Origin of the sequence: Bacillus sp. 491mf (assembly GCF_900112415.1) — a bacterium.
Lineage (GTDB): Bacteria > Bacillota > Bacilli > Bacillales > Bacillaceae_G > Bacillus_A.
Genome location: NZ_FOLV01000001.1, coordinates 192,283 through 218,314, shown reverse-complemented (window position 1 = coordinate 218,314; position 26,032 = coordinate 192,283). Strand labels below are relative to the sequence as shown.

The following is a 26,032-nucleotide window of genomic DNA, read 5'->3' as shown; positions in this document are numbered from 1 at the left end:
TAACGAGACAATTGTCTGCTTAGCTTCATCTATACCATTTTATTAAATTCTTTACGAAGCCTTTTAATAATTCGTTTTTCTAAACGTGAAATATACGACTGGGAAATGCCGAGCATATCAGCAACATCCTTTTGTGTTTTTTCTTCTCCACCATCTAATCCAAAACGAAGTTCCATAATTTGTTTCTCTCGATCATTTAATTGATGCAATGCCTTCATAAGTAAATGGCGGTCAACAGTTGCTTCCAAATCTTTTGTAATAATGTCTTCATCTGTTCCTAAAACATCTGATAACAATAGTTCATTTCCATCCCAATCAATATTAAGAGGCTCATCAAAAGACACTTCTGAACGATTTTTATTATTTCTCCGTAAATGCATCAATATTTCATTCTCAATACACCTTGAAGCGTACGTTGCAAGTTTAATTTTCTTTTCTGGATTAAATGTATTAACCGCTTTTATTAAGCCAATGGTTCCAATACTAATAAGATCTTCAATATTAATCCCTGTATTTTCAAACTTTCTAGCAATATATACAACAAGACGCAAATTGCGCTCTATTAAAAGTGACCTTGCTGTTTCGTCTCCATTTGGTAGTTTTTTTAACAAAATTTCTTCTTCTTCTTTTGTTAATGGTGGTGGCAACGCTTCACTCCCACCAATATAGTATATTTCATCGGTCTTAATTCCAAGTTTTAACAATAACTTATACCAAAGATACGTTAACCGAAACTTCAACTTCAATTCAATCCCTCCATTTCTCTATTAAGCAATTGTTATTTTTTGTGACAATAACATTTTTGGATGTAAAATACACTGATACTCACCGTTCGCTGATAGCTGCTGTGCATTCAAACCAATTAATACTTTATTTACAGTAACTTTCGCAGATTCATGATAAATTTGTACATAGTCAGGTTTAAACGCCCATAAAAATTGTTGGTTAACCCCTACAGCGCGGTAAGGAATTAAGCGCAAACGTGTTGCCCACCCCGATTCTTCATCTGGTATATAAGGAATTGCTGTTTTTCGTTGAACTTGTTCTATTAGCCAACTCGGTAGCACATTGTCCAAAGAAGAAACATGGATAATCATAACTGGTGTTTTGGTAAGCGGATCATGCAATTGATTTCCACTATCAATCAATCCATCTAGTTGAATATCATTTATACCTATTTTGATATCTACTTTCACAATTTGCTCATAATGAATCTTTGTTACTTCTACATCTGCAATTCTCTTTTTTGAAAAATAGTAGATAACAGGAAACCCGATTATTACAAACAACCAACTTACAGGATCACCATACGAAATAGATTTTGTTGAAATTAGCCCATTCATCATGTCGCTTGTTTGAAGAAAAAAGTGAGTGCCGACAAGGCCACCTCCTACCATAAACGTCACAAAATAAAACGTTAAAACACTCTGGAGAAATGTCCGAAAACGAATGAAGCCAAATGCAGTATAAACAATAAGAAATGAATATATTAATTTCATTACAGGATGTGTCATCAAGAATGCTAACGGCGTGAATGCAAAAATAACAATTGTTGAACCGATACATGCCCCAAGTATAAGTCTCCATCTTTTCACTTTCCGTTTTAAAACAACTGCTGTTAATAAAAGTAAAAGAAAATCAATGCAGACATTTAATAACCATATAATGTCGGCGTATACAACCAAACGGTTCACCTCTTTTTTATAAAGTTGAGACTAGTATAATGCATATCCAATGGAAAAGTGTGTCAATTGACGGAAGGGATTTTTTGTTATTTTGAAACTTTAAGGAATAATTTGTCATGTAGAAAAAGAGGACTCTTATAAAACTACCGAGAAGGCACTATCTTTGAGTAAGTAACGAAATTTGTATCAATATAAAGATTATTATTTTTCTGTCCGTGAATAACAAAGGAAAGAGAATAAAAAAAAGAAAACCCTCTTTGCATTTAAAGAGAGTTTTCTTCTTTATTTTTCCATGAAATACGAAAATTCATCTCGCAACTTATGGACAGTAAAAACTTAATTGGTTCAACTAATAAGCAGCGGGTATACCCTACAACTTAAAGTTTCACTTTATAAACGCTCCATTAGCGTCTGCGACGATTACGTAAAAATGCTGGAATATCGATATCATCTACATCTGTATGACGCTCGCTAACTGGCTCTTCACGCTTTACTTCACGCTTTACTTCGCGTTGTTTAACTGGTTGTACTGGTTGCTGCGCACTTTTAGTAGTAGTTACTGAGGAACGAGTAATTGGTTTAGGTGGTTGCATTGAGATACTATCATCAAAACCTGTTGCAATTACTGTAACAACAATTTCATCTTTTAAGTTTTCATTAATTACTGAACCGAAAATCATATTTACTTCTGGATCAGAAGCTGAAGCTACAATATCCGCCGCTTCTTGAACTTCGTATAAACTTAAATTCGTGCCACCTGTAATGTTCATAATAACACCTTGTGCACCATCAATAGATGTTTCTAGCAACGGACTAGAAATCGCACGTTTTGCTGCTTCTGTCGCACGGTTTTCACCAGTTCCAATACCAATCCCCATTAATGCAGAACCTTTGTTAGACATAATTGTTTTTACGTCTGCAAAGTCTAAGTTAATAAGACCAGGCGTTGCAATTAAGTCAGAAATACCTTGAACACCTTGACGTAATACGTTATCTGCTTCACGGAATGCCTCAAGCATTGGTGTATTTTTATCAACGATTTCTAAAATACGATCATTTGGAATAACAATGATTGTATCTACATTTTCTTTAAACGCAGCAATCCCAGATGTAGCTTGCGTTGCACGCTTACGACCTTCAAATGTAAATGGGCGAGTTACAACCCCAACTGTTAATGCCCCTAGTTCTTTTGCAATTTGTGCAATAACAGGAGCTGCTCCAGTCCCAGTTCCACCGCCCATACCAGCTGTGACAAAGACCATATCCGCACCGCGAAGTGCTTCTTGAATTTGTTCTTTACTTTCCTCAGCAGCTTTTTTTCCTACTTCCGGATTTGCGCCCGCACCAAGTCCGCGCGTTAATTTACCACCGATTTGCATTCTTGTTTCAGCTTTTGATAAGTTTAGTGCTTGGGCATCTGTGTTTACAGCAATAAAATCTACGCCCTGTACGCCATTTTCAATCATACGATTGACAGCATTGTTTCCGCCGCCGCCAACACCAATAACTTTTATATTTGCTAATTGATCTTGTGTAGTATCAAACTCTAACATGTCGAAATCCCCCTAGAACCTCATTTTTCGCGTTTAAATCTAATCCCATAAATATCGGAATACACGCTTCACTTTTGACATCATTCGTTCATTGTTATCATTGTTTTTACGAGGCTTTTGTTTTACTGGTTGTTGCGCTGCAGCAGGTACTGGTGCATGTGTATGCTGTGTTTCATAATTTTCCTGCTTTTCCTGCACGCTCTTTCCTCGCAATTTAGCTTTTTGGTATGCATTTTTTATAAGTCCAACCCCAATTGTATATTGTGGTTCACGTACACCAATATAATCTGGCGTTGCAATACGAACATTTTGTTGTAGAATGTCATTTGCAAGATCAAGAATACCAGACATAGAAACAACACCACCAGTAAGTACATAGCCAGCTGGTAACTGTTTCAAGCCAAGTTTTTGCACCTCATCTTGTACTAGCATAAAAATTTCCTCTACACGAGCTTCAATGATATCAGCTAACTCTAATTGAGAATATTGCTCCGTTTGATCACTGCCCATCATTGAAACAGTAAACATTTCTTCCTCAGATGCTGTATCATAAAAAGCATGTCCATATTTTAGTTTAATTTGGTCGGCATTTTCAGTTGATGTTTTCAATCCGATGGCGATATCTTTTGTAATATGATCTCCACCAATCGGTAATATACTTGTCGTTTGTAATTCCCCATCTTGGAAAATGGATAATGTTGTCGAACCTCCACCGATGTCAATAAGAGCAACACCACGATTTTTTTCATCGTTCGATAATGCAACTGATGCTGCTGCTAATGGCTGAAGGCAAATATCAATTATTTCAAGACCCGCTTTTTCTACACATCGAAGTAAATTATGTAACAATGTTCTCGAGCCTGTAATTAATGTACCTTCCATTTCTAAACGTACACCAATCATTCCACGCGGATCATTAATTCCATCAAGGCCGTCTACGATAAACTGTCGAGGCACCACATCAATAAACTCACGCTCTGGTGAAATTGACACAACTTGTGCTGCATCAAGTACCCGAAGCACATCTTCGTTTCCGATTTCACGATCTTCATTTGAAACAGCGACTACTCCATGACAAGGAAGAAGCTGTACTTGATTAGAATTTACACCTACAACAACGCGTTCAATGTGAATTCCTACCATGCGTTCAGCTTGTTCAATAGCCTTTTTAATCGATTGTACAGTCTCATCTATGTCAACAATGGAGCCTTTTTTCAAACCATTCGACTTTACATTTCCAACACCAATAATGTTTAAAGCGTCATTGACCATCTCGCCAATTATGACTTTAACATTGGATGTACCGATGTCAAGACTAACATATATTTCATTGCTGTTCATTCTTTGGCACCTCCTTCTTTATTTATACCATAAGATTCAATATATGGAACAACAATCGTTGCTTTACTATGTTATAAGAAAAATATTCAACGTATTTATGCGTTTCCCTTTTTTAACACTATATTTTTCTTATTTTCGTTTGGTATTTATTCATTTTTTTAACAGCAAAATATAAATCACTGTTATTTTTTGAAACAACCTTATCTCTCTACAAAGATTACCGCCAATTATAAGTCTACACTAAGATGTACTTCTAGAAAAGTGAAACTTACTCCTAAGATTATATTAAAAAAAGAAAAAAGAGGAAAATATGACTTAATTACATAATTTTCAAGAATACATTTCTATTTTTCTTAACAAAACAAATTTTACAACTAAAGCATCCACTTTGCTAAGCTGTTATTCGTTAATTTAGATATTCAGTGTAAGCACCTACCTCTAGGTGGATAATTGCTTTTTTATCTGGCGACAAATTCTTAACAATAAGTGGATAAGCTTCCATTCGTTTTGCAAAATCTTGAATAACTGTACTTACTTCGTATCCCTCATTCATATATAGTGTAAGATGATCTGCATACAATTCTGTTGGTTTATACTGGATTTCTGATATGGAGCGAAGAACAGCTGGTGTTAACGTTTCTAGTTCAGCAATCAATTCTTTCATTTTCTTTTCTTCAAAAGGAACAAAAATTGGTGCAGCAACTGGTAACTTCCCATTTGGAAGGGCATCTAATGATTTTCCATTTTGTAAAAGAGGATATAATTTGTCATCTTTATTAATGTAGCCAATTGTCACATATTCCTCAACATCGATAACAATCTTGTTTGGAAATTGTTTTTTCACATGGACATTTTTTATTTCCTTTTGCTTCTTTAATTTCGCTTCCGCTTGATGTCCAATTAGACTAAAATAGCTCATATTATTCGTAATCCCAGACTGCTCCATTATTTGTTTATCCGTCATATAATGATTACCATGAATTGTAATCTCTTTTATATTGCTCATCGGAGATCGAAAATAAATTAAAAAAAGTACCAATAAAAATAAAATCGATACATATAAAATTAATCGTTTATTTACTTGTTTTTTCTTCTTTTGATTTTTTAATTTTGGTACACGATCTTGTAACTTAATAACTTTACTATTCTTCATGTACGCTCCCCCTATGTAACATAAAGAACGGCATGTTATGCATGCCGTTCTTCTTCTCATTATATCATAAATGATACAAGGCAGGACAGACAACTATTATCTTCCAATGATTTCTACTTCAGTGTGCATATCTAAACCAAACTGTTCTAGTATTGTCTTCTTTACAAAAGAGATTAAATCAAGAACATCTTGTGCTGATGCTGTCCCCGTGTTTACAATGAAGTTTCCATGCATTTCTGAAATTTTCGCACCACCAATTTGATAACCGCGCAGCCCAGCTTTTTCCACTAGATCACCAGCATAGTTTGGGAGCGGGTTTCTAAAAATGCTCCCTGCACACGGATGGTTCCAAGGTTGAGTATCACGACGATAATCTTTATTTTTTTGCATGATCCCGATAATTTCGTCACGATTTCCTTCTTTTAATTGCAATTCTACTTCTAGTACAATACCAGGGCGCTTCTTTTGTAACACAGATGTACGATAAGAAAATTCTAGCTCTTCTTTCGTTAACCATTCAAACTTTCCGTCTTCAAACATCACACGAGCGCGCTTCACAATTTTAGACATATCCGATTTATGAGCGCCTGCATTCATATACACAGCCCCGCCTACACTTCCTGGGATTCCACTTGCAAACTCTAATCCTGCGAGTCCTTGACGGCTTAGTAGAGTTGAAAGCTTAATAAGAGGATATCCTCCGCCCGCGCGGACATTCGTTCCAGTCACTTCTAAATGATCCAAACCCTCTCCTAGTCGAATGACAACACCTTCAATTCCTTTATCGGATACAAGCAGATTAGAACCGCGACCAATCGTAGTCCATTTTGTTCTATACTTTTTCACACATTCTAGCGCTTTTTCTACACCTTGCATGCTACTTGGAATGACTAAAATATCTGCTGGACCACCTATTTTCATTGTTGTATAACGAGCTAATGGTTCATTTTCTAATACTTTTCCTACATGTGCTTCCATAAGTTCTTTTGCTAATTGTTTCATGATGATCTCCCCCATATTAAATCTCTGTACTACAGTAGTATGCAGGGTATTCACCTAACGTTATTTTCTACAAGTTTTTTCATCACTTCAAATAACTTATTTGCTGCATCTGGAATTCCTAACTGCTTTGCAGCAAGTTTCATATTTTGTAATTTTTGTGTATCCAATAAAATTTCATCGATATCACCAAGAAGCGTTTCACCTGTTAAATCTTTTTCAAGAAGCATTTTTGCTGCCCCCTTTTCAACAACAGAAAGAGCGTTTTTCTCTTGATGATTGTTTGTAACATATGGACTTGGAATTAAAATACTTGGTTTCCCTAAAGCTGTCAATTCAGCTAACGTTGTGGCACCTGCACGCGAAACAACAAGATCTACCCCAGTAAGTACTTCTGGCATATTATCAATGAACGGCTTAATTATAACATTGTGTGGATTCCCTTTTTGTTTCACCAATTCTATCACTTTATCATAATGCACTTCACCTGTAACGTACAATACTTCGTAAGCTTTATTACCAAATTGTTCAATTGCTTCTAAAAACGCATCATTAATTGGTCTAGCGCCTCGGCTTCCTCCAAAAATTAACACTGATTTTTTTGAAAGAGATAAACCGACCGAACGCTTGCCTTTCATACCATTTTGATTCAACACTTCTGAAGCCCGAGGATTCCCTGTCATCACAACTTTATTTTGCGGGAAATGTTCTACTGCCGCTTCAAAACAAACCGCTACATTATTCACGTAACGGCTCAAAAATTTATTTGTTACACCAGGTACACTATTTTGTTCGTGTACAACTGTTGGAATACCCAGTTTAGCTGCTGCGTATACAACCGGACCACATACATAACCACCTGTTCCAATAACAACATCTGGATTAAAACGACGTATGTACCGTTTACTATCCTGTACACCTTTCACAAAACGCATCACCGTTTTCACATTGTCAACTGATAATTTACGCTTGAACCCACTAATAACAATGGATTGAAAAGGTATCCCCGCTTTGCGAACAATTTTACTCTCCAAACCATTTTCAGTACCAATATATAAAAATCTCGCTTCCGGATGAATTTTTTTGATTTCTCGAATTAACGCAAGAGCTGGATAAATGTGCCCACCTGTTCCGCCACCACTGACTAATACTCGCACTGCTTATTCCTCCGCTTCTTTTTTCTATTATCCCACTACTGCCAGATCATAAAAGTCCGATTTGTTTAACTAACCTTACTGTTCATAAATTTCACTGTATGCTATTCATATGTCAATCGCTTAGTTTCTATTTTTACATACGAAAAACCCTGTCATAAAAACAGGGTTTAGTAGCGAGAATGGCGACTTATATTTAGTAATACTCCAACCGCCATTAACATAAGGGTCAAGCTAGACCCACCATAACTTAAAAATGGTAAGGTAATTCCTGTAACTGGCATTAAACCAGTTACAACACCGATGTTAATCATTACTTGAATCGCAATCATCGCCACAATCCCGACTGCTAAAAAAGTTCCATATAAGTCTGGCGCTCCTAATGCTACTCGAATCCCACGCCATAACAACAGACTAAATAATAATAACACAAACGAACCACCAATAAAACCTAATTCTTCAGAAAGAATCGCAAAAATAAAGTCTGTTTGCGGCTCTGGTAAGTAAAGAAATTTCTGTCTGCTTTGCCCAAGACCAAGACCAAATAATCCACCCGGTCCGATTGCAAGTAACGATTGAATAATTTGAAATCCACTTCCAAGCGGATCCGACCATGGATCTAAATAAGATGTAATCCGTTTCATTCGATATGGTGCTGATACAATCAGCCCTACAAATCCTGCTACTCCTATTAGTCCTAACATGGAAAAGTGAAAAATCCGTGCTCCCGAAACAAAAATCATAACAATACAAGTGCCAACCATTACGGTTCCCGTTCCCAAATCTGGTTGCAGCATAATCATGCCAAATGCAACAAATACAAAACTAAGCGAAGGAAGCAATCCTCGTTTAAAAGATGTAATCATTTTTTGTTTTTCCGATAAAAATTTCGCTAAAAAAATAATCATCGCAAACTTCATAAACTCCGAAGGCTGAATTGAGAATGCCCCTATCCCAATCCAACTTCGAGCGCCGCCGCGCACCAGTCCAATACCTGGAATTAAAACTAATATAAGGAGAACAAAACAAATGAGTAAAATCACTTTAGAATATGTACGCCACACCCAATAATCAATCTTCATAATAAAAAACATAGCAACGACACCAAGCCCAGCAAATAACAATTGACGTTTTGCAAAAAAGAACGAATCTCCCATTTTATACGAAGCCCATACAGCACTAGCGCTGTATACCATCACCATTCCTACCGTCAAAAGTAACAAGGTTACAATTATAAGAATAAAGTCAGGCGTCTTTTTTGTTGGCAATGAGTATCACCTCTTTGAATGTAGCTTTTCGTTAACCATACTTTTTTTACAACCGAAGTCTCATTTATTTAGGCAAGAGGCAAGCAGCCTAATTCCACCGCAAAATCAAAGAAGATATGTGTGAATAACTGCCTGTAAGAACCTGGTGAAGATTTCTCATCAGTAGAAGATGAGCTCTCTCACCGATAGAAATTTCACATTATTTTATCTATAAAAGAATCATCAGCAGAAATAATCCACTGATGATTCTTTCACTTTATACTAGCTTATGCACAGCTTGTATAAACATGTCTCCTCTTTCTTCAAATGTTTTAAATTGATCCCAGCTTGCACATGCTGGAGATAAAAGAATTATATCTCCTTCTTCAGACAGAGCAAACGCTTCTTGTACCGCTTGTTCCACATTATCGACACATTTAATACCTTTCATTCCAGCCTTTTCTGCCACTTCAACAAGCTTCGGTGCAGTTTGTCCGAATGTAAATAATGCCTTTACATTCTCAAAGTATGGAATTAATTCGTCAAATTCATTCCCGCGATCTAGTCCGCCAGCTAATAAAATGACTGGTTTCGTAAATGCAGACAATGCTTTTTCTGTCGCCAGCATATTTGTTGCTTTCGAATCATTATAAAACTTACGGTTTTGAATTGTCGTTACATATTCTAAACGATGCTTTACACCTGTAAACCGTTTTAAGACTGCTATAATCGCTTCATTTGCAGCACCCATAAGCTTTGCAATGCTCATAGCAGCTAGGATATTTTCTAAATTATGTTTCCCTGGCAATACGATATCTTGAACATCAATCACTTTTTCACCTTTGAAGTAAAGAGCGCCGTCCTTTACACACGCACCGTCTTCAATGACTTTCGTCGTAGAAAAGTACACTTTTTGTCCTTTACTTTGCTCAGACAACATTATTACCTCTTCATCGTCAGCGTTAATGATGCTATAGTCATTTTCATTTTGATTTTTAAAGATATTCGCTTTTGCTAAACCGTATTCTTCTTTCGTACCATGATAATCTAAATGTGCTTCAAATAAATTTAACAACACCGCAATCTTCGGTTGAAATGTATCAATCCCCATTAATTGAAAAGAAGAAAGTTCTGTTACAACCACTTCTTGTTCCGTTACACCTTGTGCAACTTCACACGCTACCATGCCGATATTTCCAGCAATAACAGGATGTTTTTCTCCTTCTTTTAACATTTCAAATGTTAATGTTGTTGTCGTTGTTTTTCCGTTCGATCCTGTAATCCCAATTAATGGAGCATCCGAAATGCGATACGCTAGTTCTACTTCTGTTATAATCGGAATGTTTTTTTTCTTTGCCGCTACTAGTAACGGATTAGAATACGGAATCCCTGGATTTTTTACAACGACAGAAATATTTTTTTCTAATAATTCTAAAGGATGGCCGCCACATACAACTTCTATACCTTGACTTTGTAACTCTGTCGCTAATGGGTTTTCAGCAAGCGGCTTGCCATCATTTACAATCACATTTGCTCCAAGTTTCTTTAATAAGACAGCTGCAGCATAACCGCTTTTTGCCATACCTAATACAAGAATATTTTTATTTTGATAGTCAGTTATCGTTTTCAATTACATCCACACTCCGATATAAATTCCTAACACGGCAAATAAAAGTCCGACTGACCAGAACGTTACAACTACTCGCCATTCTGACCAACCACATAATTCATAGTGGTGATGAAGCGGACTCATTTTGAATACACGCTTTCCTCTCGTTTTAAACGACACAACTTGAATAATAACAGAGAGTGTCTCAATAACAAACATTCCACCAATGATAACTAATAATAATTCTGTTTTCGTTAAAATGGAAACAGCAGCTAAAGCACCGCCAAGAGCTAAAGATCCTGTATCCCCCATAAACACTTTTGCGGGATGGGCATTAAATACTAAAAATCCTAATACAGCTCCCACAACTGCCATACAAAAAATAGCAATTGTATACTGTTCCTGAGCAAATGCAATAATACTATATGCACCAAATGCAATAGCAGCTGTTCCTGCTAATAATCCATCTAAACCATCTGTTAAGTTAACTGCATTTGAAGCTCCTATCAGCATAAAGAGCACGAGAATAAAGTACGCCCAGTGTAAGTCAAACTTAATTTCCGTACCTGGAATCATTAAATGTGTATCAAATCCTTGTCCTTTTGCAATGATAAAGAATGCTACTGCAATAATAAATTGTCCTACCAATTTTTGCTTTGATGTTAAACCAAGATTTCGTTTTTTTACAACTTTAATGTAATCATCTAAAAATCCGATTAAACCGTAGCCAAATGTAACAAGAAGCAATAAGTACGTCTCAGCACTTTTTTGAAATTTAAACATCATAATAATAGACGTAATCATAATTGAAATAAAAATAACAATTCCGCCCATAGTCGGTGTTCCCGATTTCTTTTGATGTGATTTTGGTCCTTCATCTCGAATGCTCTGCCCAAATTTTAAACGACGTAAAAATGGAATAAAAATTGGTGACAACGCAACCGAAATTAAAAATGACACCCCAACTGTAATTAATAATCCTTGTTCAAGCATATTTAGTCCCCCTCTCTTGTTGTCATTCTTTCATGCTTAAACGTTGTGCAATTGCCTCCCCAGCAACCTCACGATCGTCAAAATGGTGTACCTCTGTACCAATAATTTGATATGTCTCATGACCTTTACCTGCAATTACAATAATATCTCCAGCTTTTGCCTCTGATACAGCATGAAATATCGCTTCTTTTCGATCAACAATTACTTCATAATTATTTCCCTCTATACCTTCAATCATATCATCAAGAATTGCTTGTGGGTGTTCGCTACGCGGATTATCTGATGTATAAATCGCATGCGTTGCGTATTTCATTGCAACATTGGCCATAATTGGTCGTTTCGTACGATCTCGATCTCCGCCGCATCCAACAATACAATACACATTACCTTTTGCAAATTGTTTCGTTGTCAACAATACATTTTCTAAACTATCTGGTGTATGCGCATAATCAACAATGACAGTAAAATCTTGTCCTCTATCAACAACTTCAAAGCGGCCAGGAACACCTTTTAATTCTTTCACAACGTCGATAATTGTTTGCAGCGCTACACCAGAAACAAAACATGCAGCTGTTGCAGCTAATACATTATACACATTAAACTTCCCAATTAATTTCATCGTGATGTCAAAACTTTCATTTGGAGTTACGAGTGTAAACGTCGTACCAGCACTTGTCATCTCAATGTTTTTCGCCATAATATCACTTTTTGTATCAATCCCATACGTAATCACTGTTGCTGCTGTACTTTCCATAAAGTCTATTGTTGCAGCGTCGTCATTATTTAATACAGCGTACTTTACACGATTATGATGATAACTATTACCAAGCTGTGCAAATAGCAAGGCTTTTGCATATTTATACTCTTCCATCGTTTTATGATAATCTAAATGATCTTGCGTTAAGTTTGTAAACACCGCTACATCATAGTCACATCCATGTACTCTTCCGAGACGCAACGCATGTGAAGATACTTCCATAACAGCGCTATTTACATTTTGTTCGACCATTTTAGCGAACGTATTTTGTAATGTTAATGCATCAGGTGTTGTATTTTTCACCTCATACGTTTCATCACCTATTTTCATATTAATCGTCCCAATTAGCCCTGTTTTATGTCCATGTGCGCGCATAATTTCGTTCATTATATGCGATGTTGTTGTCTTTCCATTTGTACCTGTAATTCCAATTAAGTGTAACTTTTGCGTCGGCTGTCCATAAAAAGAGTCAGCTAACACTGCTAAAGAACGTACTGTATCTTTAACAAGTACAACTGGAACGTCAACATCAATAGGTCTTTCCGCAACAATAGCAGCCGCACCTTGCGCGGCTGCTTGCATAGCAAATTCATGACTATCAACCGTATAACCTTTTATACATACAAATAAACTTCCAGTTGTCACTTTACGTGAATCTGCTTCAATTGATGTAATTTCTGGATTTTCTATTGGAATGACTGGAAAATCATGCAAATTTGATACGAGTGTATGCAACTTCATTTCTTTAAATCCTCTCTACTCTTTATTTACCTCTTATTAATGCTATCAAAGCACTCCATTAATAAGAATGTCATATATTTACCCAACATGCAATGTGAATCAAACATCTCACTACTATAAAAACCATTTTGATTTTTTGACATCTTTGTCTAACTCTGCCTCCTAGGCCCTTATGTATAAGAACCTTAGCCAATGGCCTAAACAGGCGGCTCCGCTTTTCTTTATAAGTCGCTGCTATGCAGATTAAAACATAACCGCTACTTGCTTGCTCTCTTTGTTCTAAACCCCGTATGTGGCAGGAAAAGGCCCTGACCGCTCCAATGCACGGCCAGATGCTCTCATCCTCCTAAAAGAAAAAGGGTTTTTATGCCAGTCTTTCAATTTGTATTTATATTGTTAGTTGAGTGTTACTATATCGTACACACATGCCTTGATACTTACTTATTAAAATATATTCGAACCTTGGATCCTGCTTTTACTTTCGTACCTGGCTTTGGAGACTGTTCAACCACTTTGTTTCCATCACCGCTGGCATCAATTTGTAAATCAACAAGTTGACTTTGTAATTCCTTTCGATCCAAGCCTACTATATTAGGGACTTCTACTAATGGCGTCTCATCCCAAGTTAATTTCTTTTCAATTTGCTCTTTTCTAGGCTCTACTCCCATAACCGGTAAGACATCACGAAGAATATTCCCAACGATTGGTGCAGCAACCACTCCGCCAAATTGTGTAACTCCCTTTGGATTATCTACAGCGACATATACAACAATTTGCGGATTATCCGCTGGTGCAAATCCAATAAATGATACGATATAGTTGTTATCCAAATACTTACCATCTTTTACTTTTTGTGCTGTACCTGTTTTCCCTCCAACACGATATCCATCAATATATGCTTTGTTACCTGAACCTTTCGCAACAACATTCTCAAGTGCATACCGAACCTTTTCAGATGTTTCCTTGGAAATCACTTGTTTCTTTGCAATAGGTGTTTTTTTACTAATTACTTTGTTCGTAGTTGGGTCTATGAATTCTTTCGCTATATAAGGCTGATATAACTTGCCTCCATTTACAGCAGCCGCTACTGCTGCTACTTGTTGAATCGGGGTAACAGAGACTCCTTGACCAAACGCTGTAGTCGCTTGTTCAACAGGTCCTACTTTTTTTAGATCAAATAAAATCCCTCTACCTTCTCCTTGTAGATCAATACCTGTTTTTTGTCCAAATCCAAAATCACGGATATATTGAAACAACTTTTCTTTTCCTAAACGGTCTCCAAGTTCTATAAAACCCGGGTTACAAGAGTTTTGAACAACCTCTAAAAACGTTTGGCTGCCATGCCCCCCCGCTTTCCAGCAACGCAATCTTGCACCGCCAACTTCTGCCGCTCCATCATCATAAAACGTATCTTTCTCCAAGTCTACTAATTTTTCATTTAAAGCAGCTGCAAGTGTAATAATTTTAAATGTGGATCCTGGTTCATATGTACTCCAAACCGGAAGATTTCGGTTAAAGACTTCTGGTGAAACACTTTTGAAATCCGCTGGGTCAAAACTCGGACGACTAGACATACCTAATATTTCACCGTTATTTGGATTCATTGCAATCGCGACGATTCCATCTGGATGATACGTAGACTCTGTTATATTTAATTCTCTCTCCATAATTGTCTGAATACGCGAATCAATTGTCAACTTCAAATTCAAGCCGTCGCCTGGCTCCTTATAATCATCGCCTATGTTCGGCATGCGTTGTCCTTTCGCATCAGCAAAGAAACGGACATATCCTTTGTCACCATTTAATTCTTTGTCATAATATGACTCCAGCCCCATAAGCCCTTGATTATCACTCCCAGCAAAGCCAAGCACATGTGATAAATACTTACCAAACGGATAGTATCGAATTGAATCTTCAGCAATATATACACCCTTTAAACTTAAAGCTCTAACTTCTTTCGCCTTATCATGAGAAATTTTTCGTCCACCTTTATCTAATCTGACTATAGACTCTTTTTTCGTAAGGCGTTGATAAATATCTTCTTTCGACACACCTAAAACTGCAGCTAACTTCTCTGCAGTCTCTGCCGGTTTTTCAATTTGCCTTGGTACCACAAAGACAGTTGGTGCACTTTTATTTGTTGCAAGTTCCACACCATTACGATCTACAATTTTTCCCCGTTCAGGTTCAAATGTAATATTACGACTCCATGAATCTTTCGCACGATCTGTTAACAGATTACCAAGAAAAAACTGCACATATCCAAGACGAATATCAATAATTGTAAAAATAAGTATACCAAAAATCAGCACAAAAATAAGTCTTTTTCTTACCGTTACATTTGATACACGCATATTGGAACAAGCCTCCTTTACGCCTAGCTTGTTCCAATATATGCTTGTACTTGTTTCATTAGAACACGTTCATTTCTCCTATGTTACGTGTCCTCTTTCTTTTCCTTCTTATTTGGTTCCCGCTCTGCTTCTTGTTGCGGTTCAAGAGGTGGTTCAAGTTTTACTTCTACCTGTGTTCTTTCTTGTAAAGGAGTACCTTCAGCGACACTTTGCTCAGTTACATAACCTGTACCAGAAAGCTTCACATCAAGATTTAATATTTTCGCTAAATTCATCACATCACGAAGGGCCCAACCATTAACATTCGGCATTTTCGGTTGATTTCCTACTAAGAATACACGATCACCCGTTAACGTTTTTTCATTCGCTTTTGGCACTTGTTGTCCGATTTTTCCCTCTCCTAAAATAACAGGTCGGAACTTCGCCTTTTCCAATATGCCTTTTGCTTCTTCCATTGTTTTACCCGTTACATTTGGAACAGTAGCTTGCTGCTGGTTTCCTTGTTTTTTCACATCTTTTATTTCATTTGGCTTAATTTTCAAATACTCCAAACTATTTTTCGTAACAGATTTAAACATTTCGGATAACGGCTGTGCACCATTTTCAGTGTCTTTCAATTTAGGTTGCTTAACTGCTAAATATATGACAAGCTGTGGGTCATCCATTGGTGCCATACCAAGGAAGGAGAATATATAATTATTTTTCCCTATCATATAACCGCCTTTTCCATCCGGAATTTGTGCTGTTCCTGTTTTACCACCAACGGAATATCCATCAAGTTTATACATCGTTCCAGTCCCTTTCGGTGACGTTACAACTCGTTCTAACAGTTGCCTTACTTGCGTTGCAGTCTCTTTTGTAACTGGTTTCCCTACTTCCTCTGGACGGTGTTGCAAGACAACTTTATTATCCATCGGATCTACAATTTGATCAATCATGTAGGGTTTCATCATTTTCCCATCGTTAGCAATTGCAGTAGCTGCTTGTACAAGCTGAATTGGAGTTACAGTTGAACCTTGTCCAAATGCTGTTGTTACTTGCTGGATTTTCTTATCAAATAAAATTGTATTTTCGCCTTCTCCAGGTAAATCAATACCAGTCTTTTCATCCAGACCAAACTTATGAATATATTGACGAAAACGATCAGGGCCTAGCTTTTCATTTCCTAAAATAGCAAAAGCAACGTTTGATGAGCGCTCTACTCCCTCGTCAAACGTAATAGAACCCCAACCTGATCCGCCATTATGATCTCTAATTTCCTCATTCCCCACTTTGTATCTACCAGATTGATAATAATCTTGTCCTTTATATACGCCCTCATTAATAGCAGCTGCTAACGTAAAGATTTTCATCGTTGAACCTGGTTCATACGCGTTTGCAATCGTATCATTTAAAAAGTATTGAATATCTCGATTATTCGGATTCGGATCAAAACTCGGTCTGCTAGACATCGCTAAAATTTTTCCTGTTTTCGGATCTGCTACGACTCCAATTAACATAGACGGATCATAATGTTTTTCTGCCTCTTCCATCGCATCTTCTAGATAGCCTTGAATCCGTTGGTCAAGTGTTAAATATACATTATCCCCGTTTTTAGGAGGCTTCACAGACTGTTTACCACCATCTAACGCAATACCTTTCGTATCTCCTGTATACTTCATGCTTCCGTTAGAAGCTCTTAAATATTTATCTAAGCTTTGTTCCAGTCCAAATTTCCCTTCTGCAATTCCTTCATCATTTGGTTTTGCAAATCCAAGTATGTAAGAAGCAAAATTTCCATTCGGATATATTCTTGCCTTTTCTGTAACAAACGATATTCCATCTATTTTCAGATTATCAATTTGAATTTTCTTTTCTTTCGTTAAGTCTTTTCCAATCTTTCCGAACTCTACTTGTGTAGCATTTTTATTTAAGTACTGTAAAATTTCATTTTTATCAACCTCAAGTACTTTTGATATTTTCTCTGCCGCATCATCTTTGTCTTTCACATACTTTTGTCCTTTTAGTGCGGCAACCATCTTATACGAATTTGCATCCTGAGCAAGCACGTAACCATTTTGATCGTAAATCGTTCCTCGATTTGCTTCAAGTACCCCTTTTTTATTATGCTTTTGCTGTGCAATTGTCTCTAAATCTACTCCATGCACTGTTTTCGTTGCTTGAATATAAAGAAAGCGCGCTAACAACAGAAAAAAGAGCAGGAGAAACACCTTAATGAAGAATCCTGCTCCTTTGTTAGTATGAAATTTACGTATATTCATCTTTTCTTCACACCTATTATTAATTTAAGCCTTTTACATGATTCGCATTAATTTCAAGTCCATGTTTTTTTGCAATTTCTGCAATGCGATCATAACGTGTTAGCTTTTCCTTTTCAGCTTGTAATTCTTGATTTTCTTTTTGGTGTTTTATAAGGGTGCTTTCCATCTCTGTCACTTTAGCATCAGCTTCATATAGCGCCGCTTTATTCCCAATAACAGCTACGCATGTATATAATAAAAAGCCAATAAATGCAACATACAATAATTTTTCAATTCTTGTAATTTTTGTTTTGACAGTTGGCTGTACTACTTGCTGCGGAGCTTGAGATTGTACTTCTATTTCCACTTGTTGCTTTTTGTACTTAACGGCTAAATTTGACATACCTCTCTCTCCTTTTTATAGTTTTTCAGCAATTCGTAACTTCGAAGAACGTGCTCGTTTATTTTCTTCTAATTCTACATCAGAAGGCAAAATCGGCTTTCTTGTAATTAACTTCAACTTCGGCTTGTATTCATCCGGAATAATTGGTAATCCTGGTGGAAGCTGTGGTGTTGTACTATGTCTTTTAAATGTCGTTTTACAAATCCGATCTTCTAGCGAATGGAATGTAATCACACTAATTCGACCACCTGTTTTCGTCATATCGATCGCCGCTTCTAACGCGTACTCAAATACTTTCAATTCATCATTAACTGCAATACGAATTGCCTGGAATACTCGCTTCGCAGGATGTCCTCCCGTTCGCCTAGCCGGGGCAGGAATCCCTTCTTTAATTAACTCCACTAGTTCTCCAGTTGTTTCAATTGATTTATTTTCACGGTATGCTTCAATTTTTCTTGCAATTTGCTTTGAAAACTTTTCTTCACCATATTGAAAAAAGATTCTTACAAGTTGTTCATATGACCAACTATTTACAACGTCATATGCTGTTAGCGGGGCATCTTGATCCATGCGCATATCAAGCGGAGCATCGTGGTGGTAACTAAATCCACGTTCTGGCGTATCTAATTGTGGGGAAGAAACACCTAAATCGAATAAAATACCGTCTACTTCCGTTATTCCTAATTCATTTAATTTTTCTTTTAAATAACGAAAGTTACTTTTTACAGTTATAAATTGACCGTCATAAGAAGAGAATTTTTCTTTTGCATTTTGAATTGCAACCTCATCTTGATCAAATGCAATTAATCTTCCTTCTTCAGAAAGTTGAGATAGTAAATAAGCACTATGTCCTCCACCTCCTAGCGTACAATCTACATATGTACCATTAGGTTTAATTTCCAATCCATCTACTGTTTCTTTTAATAACACTGTTACATGTTTAAACATTGTTGCACCTACTTTTTTACAAAATAATCTTTTGAAGTCATCTTTTTATCCCCAATTCCAAAAATGAAAAGGAATCAAGATAATTGTCCATAAAATTCCGATTGGCGTGGTCAGTAATTAGTAAGAATTCCACTTCCTACTAAATTAAAGTTTTATCTTATTATATACTAAATCTTATCATCTTTTTCGGGAAATTTCACAAAAACATGTCGAAAATGATGATAATTCACTTTCTTTTTGTTCCATTTTGTCAAAAAAGAACCATTCTTCAAAAGTTGTGTATTTTCAACCAATATACTTTACAATACATATAATCAATAAACCAATTTATTTTACAGGTAATTCCACAAAATAAAATAAAATCCTGCTCTTAAGAGCAAGATTTTATAATTTTATAATATGCTGTTTTCCATTCCAACGATAAGTTTGCTTCATTACTCGTTCTACAAAATCAAGCCCATAGACATTTAAATAATAACAAATGTTCCATATTCGTTCTTGCGGTGCACCTAACGGTTGTAATGAGCACTCAATTCTTCTGAATTTATTAAGCTGCACTTCATGTTTTCTTTCTAAGTCAGATTGAATTGTCCGCTCTAACAGTTCAAGTTGTTGCATAATTTTCAACTCATTTTTCTTCGCAAAATCTCGAAGACCTGGACTTACTTTCTGAACAAATTGTTGTAATGATGTATGAATTGCTCCAATTTGCTCCGACGCATTCATAAAGTGACTGTCTATCGGCTCTTCAACTTGCTTAGATAGCCACTTTTCTCGCAGTGCAGGAATACCAGTACTGAACACTTCGCTCTCCTGAATCTGCAAATCCTGTAAATCAGTTTCAATATCGCGTTCTATATAACTAATTGTCAAGCGAGGCACAACTGGCGGCATTTGGAAGTCCACCGCATGAAATACTTGTTGGAGTTCACTCCAATACGCAATTTCTCCTGGTCCACCAATAAATGCAAGTGTAGGAAAAATATATTCTTGCATAAGCGGTCTTGTAACAACATTGTTACTAAATCGTTTTGGATGATCTTCCATACTTTTTATAATCTCCTCGTAGGAAAACGAATACATCCCTTCTTTACAAATAAAACGCCCTTCTTCTTCCTCTAACAAAAGACGTTCCCCATTAATCTCCATAAAGATATGCACTACATTCGGCTTTGTTTCAATAATTGTTTTATAGTCCAAATCACGTAATATACGTTGCTGATCGTTAAGTGCTACTTGCACATTTTTATAGCGTGCTAATAATTCTTTTAAAAAAGGAACTTCAATATTCCGCAGGATAGGATGATGAGAATCTACAAGAATTAAACCCGAATGCATAAATAGCTTTGTAATAAAACGCGCAAAAAAATCAACGTATGTACGTGATTGCTGTAAACATTCTTCTACCAAACGAAGTAGATCCTTTGTATGTTTTGTTTCTGGATATGTTTTAAATATTTCTTCGATCCAATGTTGACAATCCTCGATGGAAATCTCCGTTTCAGATGCACTCGCTTTATTTAGGTTACGTCCGTGAAAAATTGTCTTTTTTACTTTTCCGTTTTTCGTAACGAACACATGGTTAATTTCATCAATGTCATGATCTTCACCAGCAATCCAAAAAACAGGAACCACTCGTACGCCAAGCGAAGCTTCTTTTTCCTTTGCAAGTTGTAAAATAGATATAATTTTATGGATCGTATAAAGAGGACCCGTTAGCAATCCAGCTTGTTGCCCTCCTATAACAACGTATGTATCTTCTTCTAACAAAGCATTGATATTTTGAAACGTTTTTTCTCCTGCATTTAATTCTTGATTATATTGTAATAAATGTGATACTAACTCTTGTCTTGGATACTGTCTATTTCGTAAATCTTGTATACGTCTTACAAAACTCTCTTCCGTTACTGGATAATCAAAGCATTCTTGAATTTCTTTTTTATGTTTCAAATAGTCCGCAACAACTCCTTGAAGCGGGACAGAGATTTCTTTTATCTCCATATACTTCTTCCTTTCATCTCCGAATCTCTCACCAACCAAATTGTAGTCAATGTTCGTTGCAAAAGCAAAGAATAACTCTTATCATTCTAATCCTTTTATAGAATGATACAAAAAAGACAGCGTTGGAACTGATTTTTGTTGTTTCTCTGCTTCTTCAAGTAAATAACCGACAATTGCATCAATTTCTGTTTTTCTATTATTGCGTACATCCGTTAACATAGAGGAAGTGTTATGAGCTGTATTTTCACACACTGTGCATACACGATCCCAATACTCTTTACATTGTACGTCACCTACTATTCCCATTACTTCTGAAAATACTTGCTTCATCACTTTGTGAAACGAAGGATTTGTCAACAATTCTCCATTTTGTACACCGAACAACGCGGTTAATGGGTTAATACACGCATTTACGACAAGCTTATTTATCATGATTCGCTTCCAATCACTTTCAACCACTGCCGGGAATAGACTCGAAGAAAATGCAGTGAACAGAAGCTCTAAGTCCTTCCTCTCTCCATGTATGATTCCAAATTTCGTACTACCAACTCCAGTATGATGAACGATACTCCCATTTTCCTTTTTCGCTCCGTGCTCTACAATTCCTACTGCAACGCTAGCACCTTGAATTTGTTGTAATAAATGAAGGTGTCCCATTCCATTTTGTAAGAAGATAAGTCGCTTTTCCGCTTGCAAACACGGTAATACCTCTTCTAAATGATATTGCTTTACAGCAATAAATATATAATCATGTGTTTCATTTTTTATATTCTCTAAATGATTTACACGAGGAAATACAGTTTCCCGCATACCATTTTGCACACATGTAATTCCGGACTCTTTCAAACGCTCAGATTGCTCCGCTGTTCGTGTGTACAGTGTGACATCCTGCTCATTTTTTTGTAAATAAAACGCAAAAAGAAGTCCAATTGCTCCTGGCCCAACAATTCCAATCCTCATCTTTACAAAGCCCCCATTTTCATCATGCTATACATTATGAATAACTTTCCGCAAACAAAAAAAGAATTTCTACTAACGAAAGCTTTACTATATATAAATCCATTTTAATTTTTCGACATCTTTGTCTAGCTCTTTCTCCTAAGCCCTCATATTTAAGAACCTTACCAACGGGCCTGAACATCCATAAGTCGCTTCAATGCAGAATATAACATAATCGCTACTTACTCTTTTTGTTTTTAAACCTTGCAGGTGGCAGAAATAAGCCCTGACCGCTATTATACATAGCCAGATGCTCTCGCTCTCCTCAAAAAAGAGGGCTTATATGTCGGATTTTTAATTTGTATTTATATAGTTTATAAAATTAGTTTAGCAAACTTCTAAAAAAAATATCGAAAGAATCATCTCTTTTCTTCATAAAAATAAAAAAATGCGTTATAATATTATTGTAAATATTTATACTTTTCTTTATTTTACAACAAGAAAAGGATGTGATTCTATGCATTTCCCAAAAGTTGAGCGCTTGCTCATCAATTATAAAACGTTAGAAGAGTTTAAAAAATTCAAGGGTTGTGGCGCTGAAGAATTATCTATGCTGGAAGATCTACAAGCAAATATTATCGAAAACGATAGTGAATCCCCTTTTTACGGAATTTATTACGGTGGTTCTCTTATCGCTCGCATGAGCTTGTATACGAAACAACAGGCCAGCAACAATTCGTTAACTAGCCCTTATGTAGAACTTTTTAAACTCGAAGTGTTACCAACATTCCAAAAACAAGGATTCGGTAAGATGCTTGTCAATTATGTAAAACAATTAAACCTTCCTATCAAAACGATTGCTCGCGTCCAATCTGCTGATTTTTGGGAAAAATTACACTTCGAAAAAGTAACCATCGATGATAGCGATTTTTACATTTGGCATCCAAACGTAAATTTGAATGCGGTTACAAAAAGTGAATCTGCTTAAAAATAAAAACAGCTGCATAACAGCTGTTTTTATTTTGATGTTTTTTCAAGTATTCCTTTTTCTCGGTTTCTCTCTCTTTCAGAAGGTTCTAATACCATCGAGTTTCTTTTTCGGTCAATATAATCGAATAAAGTACGGTATTCTTCTTCATACAAAGACAATTGCTGCAAAAGTCCTTCTTTTTCCCTTTGCAATGCCTCAATCTTCTTATATAATTCCGTTTTTTCTTCTTCTTTTTTATAGCTTTGTAAAAAGACAATTACATCTTCTAACGTTATTGAAAGAGAAGTCACTTTCTCTTTCTTTTGTTCTCGCACTTCATAATTATCAGCTTTCCTTATTTGCTTTGCTTCTTCAATGCGTTCTTTATATTGTTTACGTACGTAAGAATTCCAACGAAATCCACAAGCGGCAGGTGTTCGCGATAAATGTCTTCCTACTTCTTTGAAGGCAGAAAGTTGCGTTCCTCCTTCACGTATATGCCGGAGCACTACTTCCGCCAGAAGTAAATCTTCTTCATCAGTCCATGCATCTTGTCTTGTTGTTGCCATCTCTCTAGTCCTCCTTATGCATTTTTTATTAAACATATGCAGTTACTAGAAAAGATAGAAGAATAACATGTAAAGAAAAGCGAAAAAATAAACGCAGGAGGTTTCCCTCCTGCGTTTATTTTTGCAATTACTTGCTGATTACTTCTTTACCTTTGTAAGTACCGCATGCTTTACATACACGGTGAGCTAATTTCGCTTCACCACAGCTTGGGCACTCTACCATACCAGGTACTGATAATTTGAAATGCGTGCGACGCTTTCTTTTTACTGTTTTAGAAGTTCTTCTAAAAGGTACAGCCATTCTTCCCACCTCCTTAAAAGAGAAAGTTATTTTCATACGAAGGCCTGAAATGGTCTTCTGATTATTTGTCAAAAAACTTCGCAAGTCCTGCTAATCTTGGATCAACAGGCTTTTCTTCGCTTTTTTCCGAAATCACTTGCCAGTCTCGACCTTGCATCGGTGTTCCTTCTGAAACATCCTCACTGAAAATTTGCATTGGAATCTCCAATAGTATATTTTCCTTAATTACAGGGAGTAAGTCAAGTACTTCTCCTTCTAAGTAATGAAAATCTGCTTCAGTTTCATAATCTTCTTTCGAAACTAAGAACACCTCAGTTGTTTCAATTTCAAATGGTAATGTTACATCTACTAACGTTCTAGAACATGGTAATACCATGCTTCCTGTTATATGTAGATGAAACGTATATTTGTTAGAACTAAAATCAACTCTACCTGTCACATGAACAGGAGTAACATCTCGAACATCGTTCTCAACATTTTTCAGCTCACTTACATCTACCATCTCATCTAACGTTAGTCCTTTTTGTCGATATTTGTTCAATTGATGAATCGACCATTTCATATCATATCACCTCAAGGCAACAAACAAAATTATAGCTAGCCATTGTATATTTGTCAATATTTTTTCTTTACACTATAATGAAGTCATTATAGGAAATAATATATAGATTATCATGTTTTAGAAAAAGATGCTACACCGAAAGGGGAGATTATTATAAAAGCTAGCGGCATTGTTGTTGAATATAATCCATTTCACAATGGTCATGCTTATCATATGCAACAAACCAAAAAGTTAACAAAGACAGATATTATCATCGCTGTTATGAGCGGACCTTTTTTGCAGCGCGGGGAACCGGCTCTCATTTCAAAATGGGCGCGAACACAAATGGCCTTAGCAAATGGCGCGGACATTATTGTCGAACTTCCATATGCCTTCGCAACGCAAAAAGCTGAAACATTTGCAAACGGTGCTATTTCAATATTAGATGCTCTTTGCGTCTCTGAGGTTTGCTTTGGGAGTGAAAGTGGTAATATTGATCATTTCTACAATACGATCACTTTACGTCAAGCTGAGCAAGACGCATTTCATTCCCTCGTACAACAATACTTAAAAACAGGAATGAGCTATGCGAAAGCAACTTCTGAGGCATTTGCATCCTTACAAAAAAACATAGATACTATCGACATTTCAGAGCCTAATAATATTTTAGGAATGCATTACATAGAAGCAATTATCGGGCAAAAGAGTTCAATGAAAGCGAGTACAATTAAGCGCTTTGCTTCGCATTATCATGACGAAACATTTCAAGATGAACGAATCGCTAGCGCAACGAGCATTCGCAAGCAATTATTTAATGATCCAGAAACTTTTCCAGCAATTATTCCCTTTGTTCCAAAAGTGACAAAATTACTTTTAGAGCAATATACACATTCCTATCACCTATTACATAATTGGGAGCATTATTTTCACTTGCTAAAATATAAACTCCTAACAATGTCACCATCGCAATTACAAAATATATATGAAGTAGAGGAAGGGTTGGAACATCGGATTTTATCATCTATTCAAGAAGCTACTTCATTCGCAAAGTTTATGGAAATATTAAAAACAAAACGTTACACATGGACACGATTACAGCGCATTTGCACACATATTTTAACCAACACAACAAAAGAAGAGATGCACAAAGTCCGTGTAGAACAACACGCACAATATATTCGTTTGCTCGGCATGTCCCAAAAAGGACAAGCGTATATATCAGCAAAGAAAAAGCAAATAACACTTCCATTGCTTTCTCATACAAAAACGTTTCAGCATCCTCTTTTAGATTTAGACCGAAAAGCAAGCGCTACTTATTTCTCTATTTTACAAGGAACCCTTTGCGGTGAAATGATAAAACGAGATATAACGCAGCACCCTATCCGATATGACGAAGTGCAACACGTATTTTTATAAAGTGAAACTTCCATAAGTGGGGGCTTATTGCCCACGAATAGCGGGATAAAGTGAATCTCTCAGCTTTCCGTGTTTAATCTTTCACTGTCTGAAAATAGCACGAAAAAAAATCCTCTCT

Annotated in this window: 22 protein-coding genes; 2 read left to right on the top strand and 20 right to left on the bottom strand. The window is 36.3% G+C overall.

The window, feature by feature from the left end; translation table 11 throughout:
- Positions 1–29: 29 nt before the first annotated feature.
- From sigE to BM211_RS01100, 17 genes are all read right to left on the bottom strand, one after another.
- Entirely contained in the window at positions 30–746 is a 717-nt protein-coding gene (gene sigE, locus BM211_RS01185) for an RNA polymerase sporulation sigma factor SigE (protein WP_035429132.1), read from the bottom strand.
- Between the two features lie 21 nt (positions 747–767).
- Positions 768–1,685 carry a sigma-E processing peptidase SpoIIGA gene (spoIIGA, locus tag BM211_RS01180; RefSeq protein ID WP_035429134.1) on the bottom strand — a complete coding sequence of 306 codons (918 nt, stop codon included), beginning with the start codon at positions 1,683–1,685 and terminating at the stop codon, positions 768–770.
- A gap of 404 nt (positions 1,686–2,089) precedes the next feature.
- The gene (gene ftsZ, locus BM211_RS01175; protein ID WP_035429136.1) at positions 2,090–3,238 is read right to left on the bottom strand and encodes a cell division protein FtsZ; all 1,149 of its coding nucleotides are present in this window, start codon (positions 3,236–3,238) and stop codon (positions 2,090–2,092) included.
- 39 nt (positions 3,239–3,277) lie between these two features.
- Positions 3,278–4,579, bottom strand: a complete 1,302-nt coding sequence (gene ftsA, locus BM211_RS01170) for a cell division protein FtsA (protein WP_035429138.1) — start codon at positions 4,577–4,579, stop codon at positions 3,278–3,280.
- A 406-nt stretch (positions 4,580–4,985) separates the two neighbouring features.
- Positions 4,986–5,732: a cell division protein FtsQ/DivIB gene (locus tag BM211_RS01160; RefSeq protein ID WP_035429140.1), complete on the bottom strand. Its 747-nt coding sequence runs from the start codon at positions 5,730–5,732 to the stop codon at positions 4,986–4,988.
- Between the two features lie 96 nt (positions 5,733–5,828).
- Positions 5,829–6,734, bottom strand: a complete 906-nt coding sequence (gene murB / locus BM211_RS01155; protein ID WP_035429142.1) for a UDP-N-acetylmuramate dehydrogenase — start codon at positions 6,732–6,734, stop codon at positions 5,829–5,831.
- Between the two features lie 50 nt (positions 6,735–6,784).
- A complete protein-coding gene (gene murG / locus BM211_RS01150; RefSeq protein WP_035429144.1) occupies positions 6,785–7,888 on the bottom strand; it encodes an undecaprenyldiphospho-muramoylpentapeptide beta-N-acetylglucosaminyltransferase in 1,104 nt (367 codons plus the stop codon).
- A gap of 167 nt (positions 7,889–8,055) precedes the next feature.
- On the bottom strand, positions 8,056–9,153 hold the full coding sequence (gene spoVE, locus BM211_RS01145) for a stage V sporulation protein E (protein ID WP_035429146.1): 1,098 nt from the start codon (positions 9,151–9,153) through the stop codon (positions 8,056–8,058).
- A gap of 256 nt (positions 9,154–9,409) precedes the next feature.
- Positions 9,410–10,762 carry a UDP-N-acetylmuramoyl-L-alanine--D-glutamate ligase gene (gene murD / locus BM211_RS01140; protein WP_035429148.1) on the bottom strand — a complete coding sequence of 451 codons (1,353 nt, stop codon included), beginning with the start codon at positions 10,760–10,762 and terminating at the stop codon, positions 9,410–9,412.
- Positions 10,763–11,734, bottom strand: coding sequence for a phospho-N-acetylmuramoyl-pentapeptide-transferase (gene mraY, locus BM211_RS01135; RefSeq protein WP_035429150.1), 972 nt, complete (start codon positions 11,732–11,734; stop codon positions 10,763–10,765).
- 22 nt (positions 11,735–11,756) lie between these two features.
- Positions 11,757–13,232: a UDP-N-acetylmuramoyl-L-alanyl-D-glutamate--2,6-diaminopimelate ligase gene (locus BM211_RS01130; protein ID WP_090994643.1), complete on the bottom strand. Its 1,476-nt coding sequence runs from the start codon at positions 13,230–13,232 to the stop codon at positions 11,757–11,759.
- Positions 13,233–13,669: 437 nt separating this feature from the next.
- Positions 13,670–15,586, bottom strand: a complete 1,917-nt coding sequence (locus BM211_RS01125; protein ID WP_035429154.1) for a stage V sporulation protein D — start codon at positions 15,584–15,586, stop codon at positions 13,670–13,672.
- Between the two features lie 83 nt (positions 15,587–15,669).
- Complete coding sequence (locus tag BM211_RS01120) at positions 15,670–17,847, bottom strand: penicillin-binding protein (RefSeq protein ID WP_035429156.1); 2,178 nt, start codon at positions 17,845–17,847, stop codon at positions 15,670–15,672.
- Positions 17,848–17,866: 19 nt separating this feature from the next.
- Complete coding sequence (gene ftsL / locus BM211_RS01115; RefSeq protein WP_035429157.1) at positions 17,867–18,229, bottom strand: cell division protein FtsL; 363 nt, start codon at positions 18,227–18,229, stop codon at positions 17,867–17,869.
- Positions 18,230–18,244: 15 nt separating this feature from the next.
- Positions 18,245–19,177 (bottom strand): 16S rRNA (cytosine(1402)-N(4))-methyltransferase RsmH, encoded by a 933-nt coding sequence (rsmH, locus tag BM211_RS01110; protein WP_035429158.1) that lies wholly within the window; start codon positions 19,175–19,177, stop codon positions 18,245–18,247.
- A 384-nt stretch (positions 19,178–19,561) separates the two neighbouring features.
- Positions 19,562–21,178 carry a bacillithiol biosynthesis cysteine-adding enzyme BshC gene (gene bshC, locus BM211_RS01105; protein WP_090994641.1) on the bottom strand — a complete coding sequence of 539 codons (1,617 nt, stop codon included), beginning with the start codon at positions 21,176–21,178 and terminating at the stop codon, positions 19,562–19,564.
- A gap of 81 nt (positions 21,179–21,259) precedes the next feature.
- Positions 21,260–22,138: a 2-dehydropantoate 2-reductase gene (locus BM211_RS01100; RefSeq protein WP_090994639.1), complete on the bottom strand. Its 879-nt coding sequence runs from the start codon at positions 22,136–22,138 to the stop codon at positions 21,260–21,262.
- Between the two features lie 496 nt (positions 22,139–22,634).
- On the opposite strand from BM211_RS01100, the gene BM211_RS01095 reads away from it, so the two are divergent.
- The gene (locus BM211_RS01095; protein WP_090994637.1) at positions 22,635–23,105 is read left to right on the top strand and encodes an N-acetyltransferase; all 471 of its coding nucleotides are present in this window, start codon (positions 22,635–22,637) and stop codon (positions 23,103–23,105) included.
- A gap of 29 nt (positions 23,106–23,134) precedes the next feature.
- Here BM211_RS01095 and BM211_RS01090 read toward each other — a convergent pair whose 3' ends face one another.
- From BM211_RS01090 to BM211_RS01080, 3 genes are all read right to left on the bottom strand, one after another.
- The gene (locus BM211_RS01090) at positions 23,135–23,656 is read right to left on the bottom strand and encodes an RsfA family transcriptional regulator (RefSeq protein ID WP_035429162.1); all 522 of its coding nucleotides are present in this window, start codon (positions 23,654–23,656) and stop codon (positions 23,135–23,137) included.
- 127 nt (positions 23,657–23,783) lie between these two features.
- Positions 23,784–23,957: a 50S ribosomal protein L32 gene (rpmF, locus tag BM211_RS01085; RefSeq protein ID WP_001984764.1), complete on the bottom strand. Its 174-nt coding sequence runs from the start codon at positions 23,955–23,957 to the stop codon at positions 23,784–23,786.
- A 61-nt stretch (positions 23,958–24,018) separates the two neighbouring features.
- Positions 24,019–24,519: a YceD family protein gene (locus tag BM211_RS01080; protein ID WP_035429163.1), complete on the bottom strand. Its 501-nt coding sequence runs from the start codon at positions 24,517–24,519 to the stop codon at positions 24,019–24,021.
- A 153-nt stretch (positions 24,520–24,672) separates the two neighbouring features.
- On the opposite strand from BM211_RS01080, the gene BM211_RS01075 reads away from it, so the two are divergent.
- On the top strand, positions 24,673–25,914 hold the full coding sequence (locus BM211_RS01075; protein ID WP_090994635.1) for a nucleotidyltransferase: 1,242 nt from the start codon (positions 24,673–24,675) through the stop codon (positions 25,912–25,914).
- Positions 25,915–26,032: the final 118 nt, after the last annotated feature.

Excerpts from the sequence above, each read along its gene's own strand:
- ftsZ (WP_035429136.1), bottom strand. The coding sequence starts at position 3,238 with ATGTTAGAGTTTGATACTACACAAGATCAATTAGCAAATATAAAAGTT.
- ftsA (WP_035429138.1), bottom strand. The coding sequence starts at position 4,579 with ATGAACAGCAATGAAATATATGTTAGTCTTGACATCGGTACATCCAAT.
- BM211_RS01160 (WP_035429140.1), bottom strand. The coding sequence starts at position 5,732 with ATGAAGAATAGTAAAGTTATTAAGTTACAAGATCGTGTACCAAAATTA.
- murB (WP_035429142.1), bottom strand. The coding sequence starts at position 6,734 with ATGAAACAATTAGCAAAAGAACTTATGGAAGCACATGTAGGAAAAGTA.
- mraY (WP_035429150.1), bottom strand. The coding sequence starts at position 11,734 with ATGCTTGAACAAGGATTATTAATTACAGTTGGGGTGTCATTTTTAATT.
- BM211_RS01130 (WP_090994643.1), bottom strand. The coding sequence starts at position 13,232 with ATGAAGTTGCATACACTCGTATCAAATTTGCATGATTTTCCAGTCATT.
- BM211_RS01125 (WP_035429154.1), bottom strand. The coding sequence starts at position 15,586 with ATGCGTGTATCAAATGTAACGGTAAGAAAAAGACTTATTTTTGTGCTG.
- BM211_RS01120 (WP_035429156.1), bottom strand. The coding sequence starts at position 17,847 with ATGAATATACGTAAATTTCATACTAACAAAGGAGCAGGATTCTTCATT.
- ftsL (WP_035429157.1), bottom strand. The coding sequence starts at position 18,229 with ATGTCAAATTTAGCCGTTAAGTACAAAAAGCAACAAGTGGAAATAGAA.
- rsmH (WP_035429158.1), bottom strand. The coding sequence starts at position 19,177 with ATGTTTAAACATGTAACAGTGTTATTAAAAGAAACAGTAGATGGATTG.
- bshC (WP_090994641.1), bottom strand. The coding sequence starts at position 21,178 with ATGGAGATAAAAGAAATCTCTGTCCCGCTTCAAGGAGTTGTTGCGGAC.
- BM211_RS01100 (WP_090994639.1), bottom strand. The coding sequence starts at position 22,138 with ATGAGGATTGGAATTGTTGGGCCAGGAGCAATTGGACTTCTTTTTGCG.
- BM211_RS01095 (WP_090994637.1), top strand. The coding sequence starts at position 22,635 with ATGCATTTCCCAAAAGTTGAGCGCTTGCTCATCAATTATAAAACGTTA.
- BM211_RS01090 (WP_035429162.1), bottom strand. The coding sequence starts at position 23,656 with ATGGCAACAACAAGACAAGATGCATGGACTGATGAAGAAGATTTACTT.
- rpmF (WP_001984764.1), bottom strand. The coding sequence starts at position 23,957 with ATGGCTGTACCTTTTAGAAGAACTTCTAAAACAGTAAAAAGAAAGCGT.
- BM211_RS01080 (WP_035429163.1), bottom strand. The coding sequence starts at position 24,519 with ATGAAATGGTCGATTCATCAATTGAACAAATATCGACAAAAAGGACTA.